3 protein-coding genes and 1 pseudogene are annotated in these 3,303 nt (G+C 40.7%); 3 read left to right on the top strand and 1 reads right to left on the bottom strand.

The features are described from left to right. Nucleotides 1-296 precede the first annotated feature (296 nt). Nucleotides 297-881 (bottom strand): TetR/AcrR family transcriptional regulator, encoded by a 585-nt coding sequence (locus G631_RS0115930; protein WP_013282475.1) that lies wholly within the window; start codon nucleotides 879-881, stop codon nucleotides 297-299. A gap of 164 nt (nucleotides 882-1,045) precedes the next feature. On the opposite strand from G631_RS0115930, the gene G631_RS0115925 reads away from it, so the two are divergent. From G631_RS0115925 to G631_RS0115915, 3 genes and pseudogenes are all read left to right on the top strand, one after another. Then, on the top strand, nucleotides 1,046-2,533 hold the full coding sequence (locus tag G631_RS0115925) for a radical SAM protein (RefSeq protein ID WP_026490283.1): 1,488 nt from the start codon (nucleotides 1,046-1,048) through the stop codon (nucleotides 2,531-2,533). A gap of 83 nt (nucleotides 2,534-2,616) precedes the next feature. Beyond that, a pseudogene (locus tag G631_RS0115920) lies at nucleotides 2,617-2,745 on the top strand (4Fe-4S ferredoxin); the annotation flags it as partial. Nucleotides 2,746-2,970: 225 nt separating this feature from the next. Then, the coding region (locus G631_RS0115915; RefSeq protein ID WP_026490282.1) for a transporter substrate-binding domain-containing protein at nucleotides 2,971-3,303 on the top strand (333 nt) is incomplete at its 3' end.

Raw genomic sequence — 3,303 nt, 5'->3', positions numbered from 1 at the left:
GGTATTGCGTGGTTTCTGGGCAGTTGGCTTCTCGGTGCCCTGTATGATTTGAATCCTGTGTATCTTGTCACTGTGTCTGTGGTATCACAGTTTCTAGCGATTGCATTTTATGCTTTATGCCTCCGGTGCAATAAGACAGAGTGCTAACAATTCCAGTTTGCTGGAATGAGCATTATATCGGAATTTTATGTTCTATTGGTGCTAAGGGAATTCCGGGGTCAAGCTTCATATGCGCAAGAATTACTTCGTTTACGCCAGGAAGGATCATTTCTCATGTTAGAAGAGGTCCTTGTTAATTATGGCAGTCTGCTCAAAGCGTTATCAAAGATATTTACGCAGATATCAGCCATTTGTTTTTCGTCTTCCTGCATCCCATCCCTGAACCAGCTTATGAGTATTTGTAAAATGGCAGCTTCGGCAGCAAGTCTGAGATACTTCTTTTCTGGGTCAGCTGTAGGATAGAGCCGCTCTGAGACCGCTTTTTCAAGAAAGAGTTCATTCTGAAGAATTCCGGCTTGGTCAAACAGAGATATTATATCTTTATCGTTTTTGACAGCCCGAAAAATATCTTCGAACCACAGATGTGGGTTTTCGTGCAGTTCGGGCTTTTCGCTGATCTCCGCTATACGCTTTATTATTTCATCCCCAAGCTCATGCAGGATATCTTCTTTATCTGTATAGTTTCGATAGAACGCCGTCCTTGATACTCCTGCACGGCGTACTATCTCGCTGATGGTGATCTTCTCATAAGGGTGTTCGCTCATTAGATGCATAAGCGAAAGCTGCAGACACTCTCTTGTCAGCTGATTGGACTCCTTATTATTCATCCTCAGAACTTCTTTTTTTTGCATTTCTGTTAAAGATTCTTTTGAGCTTTTCATTTTTTCTCCCTCTCGACGTTACAAAAAATGCAAGAATGTAACATCGGTTCACTTAAACGAAATATTGTCATGTCCGATGGTAGAGCCATTGTTATTAATATGCTGTGGCGTTACACTTGTTACATCAGAATAATTGTAGCATCGTTTGGGGAGGCATAACAAGTATGGAATTAGCAAAAAACATTTCTCACAAAGTACAAAGACAGGCTTTTAGCATACTGATTGACAGGTTCCTTGCAAATCTCGATAAAACGGAGAACAGGACTGCTACTTATCTTAAGCTTGTTGACCAGGCAGAGAAATTCTGGGGTAAAGATGGAGCCAGAAAAGAAAGCCTTGATAAAGTAAGAGCGGCATTTAAAGATCCGGATAACAGATGGGTTAAGTTTTTGAATAAAGTAATAGATGAGACAGATCCGCATGTTGCAAAGATGATGATGCTCAATCTTGGCTATGAGGCATTTTTCAGAGGCACAAAAATGATCAGGGCAAACAGGGAAAAATACGGATGCAATATCCCATGGCTTATTCTTTTTGACCCTACAAGCGCCTGCAATATGCACTGTGCGGGATGCTGGTCAGGTACTTATGGACCTAAGCACAATCTGTCTTTTGAAGATATGGACAAAATCGTTACCCAGGGAAAAGAGCTGGGAGTATATCTTTACATGATGACAGGAGGAGAACCTCTTGTAAGGAAGAAAGATATCTTGAAACTGGCAGAAAAGCACAATGATGTTGAGTTCTCTATCTATACCAATTCAACACTTATTGATGAGGATTTCTGTAAAGAAGTTGTAAGGCTTGGAAATCTCACATTCCAGCTTTCTATCGAGGGAACTCCTGAGACTAATGACGCAAGACGTGGCCTTGGTCATTATGATGCAGTAATGAATGCCATGGATCTACTCAAAAAGTACGGAATAGTTTATGGAACTTCCATCTGCTATACAAGAAACAACATCGAGGCAGTTACTGATCCTAAGTTCATCGAGTTTATAGCTGAAAAAGGAGCAAGATTTGGATTCTTCTTTCACTATATGCCGGTTGGAAACAATGCTGTTCCTGAGCTTATGCCAACGGTAGAACAGAGAAAGAAGATGGTGGATCAGATTAGATTCCTGAGAAGTGACAAATGTGACCTGGGATTCTTCCCTATGGATTTCCAGAATGATGGCGAAGCAGTTGGCGGATGCATAGCAGGCGGAAGAAATTACTTCCACATCAATTCAAGCGGAGATGCTGAGCCATGCGTATTTATCCACTTCTCCAACACGAATATATATACACATTCAATACTTGAGATGCTTCAAAGTCCTCTTTTCATGGAATATCATAAGGGGCAGCCATTTAATAAGAATCATTTAAGGCCATGCCCAATGCTTGAAAATCCGGCTCTTTTAAGGGACATGGTTGAAATATCCGGAGCTCATGGTACCAATGAAGAGTCTGAAGAAAGTGTTGAACATCTGTGTGCAAAGTGTGATGATTACGCAAAAGAGTGGGCGCCTGTAGCTGACGATATCTGGGCCGGACAGAAACACTATAAGAAGGCATATGAGAATTATGCAAAAAAGGATGAAAAGCCTCTAAACATAGTTGCATTTAAGCACAAACCCAGACAGCATCACTTTAAACATAAGAGAGCTTAAATGCCTCGAATTATATAGTATTGTTGTTTCATTTACCCTGTCGAATAAAGTTTTATACTTTTCTTTTTCTGATGCAAGGCAGGTTTACAATGATCGGATGTCCCAAACCGGATGAGGGAGATTACACTGAGAAACTGACAGAAGTTATCAGTAACAAGGACATAAGGGATGTTACTATTGCAAGGATGGAAATGCCATGCTGCGTCGGTCTATGGTGTTCCGATGACTCATATAGCGTCGGAACACTTTTTTTATGTTCTAATGGTGCTCCGTGAATCCCTGGTTCAAGTCCCGTATACGCATAAGTTAGCAATGCCGGAATACTAGAAGTCGCCTTTATCGATTTGTTATTTATTATTTATCGTATTTTAACATAATAATGTTAGAATTAAGTGTGAGTATCTAAAGCAAAGAACAAACAATAAGGCGAGTGTATCATGAAATCAAAAAGGATCCATACTACTATCAGCATAGCCCTCCTTTTCCTGGTAATCTATCTGGGAGTCTTTTTGACGCCTGTTTATGCCTCGTCTGATTCTCCTGCTACAGAATTTACAGTCGGTGTGCCTGTAGACAGATGTCCTATGTTTTACATTGATAAAGACAACGGCAAGATTGCAGGAATCGGCGTTGATCTTATGGAATCCGCTGCCAAAGAAGCTGGTTTCAATGTCGCATTCAAAGCTATAAGTGAATCAAATCTTAAGGAAGCCCTTGATAGTACTGAGTACGATCTTGTTATGCCCTTTGGAAGTGCTGTTTCAAGTGCA

Origin of the sequence: Butyrivibrio sp. XBB1001, assembly GCF_000424505.1 — a bacterium.
Lineage (GTDB): Bacteria > Bacillota > Clostridia > Lachnospirales > Lachnospiraceae > Butyrivibrio.
This window is presented reverse-complemented; position numbering and strand designations above follow the sequence as displayed.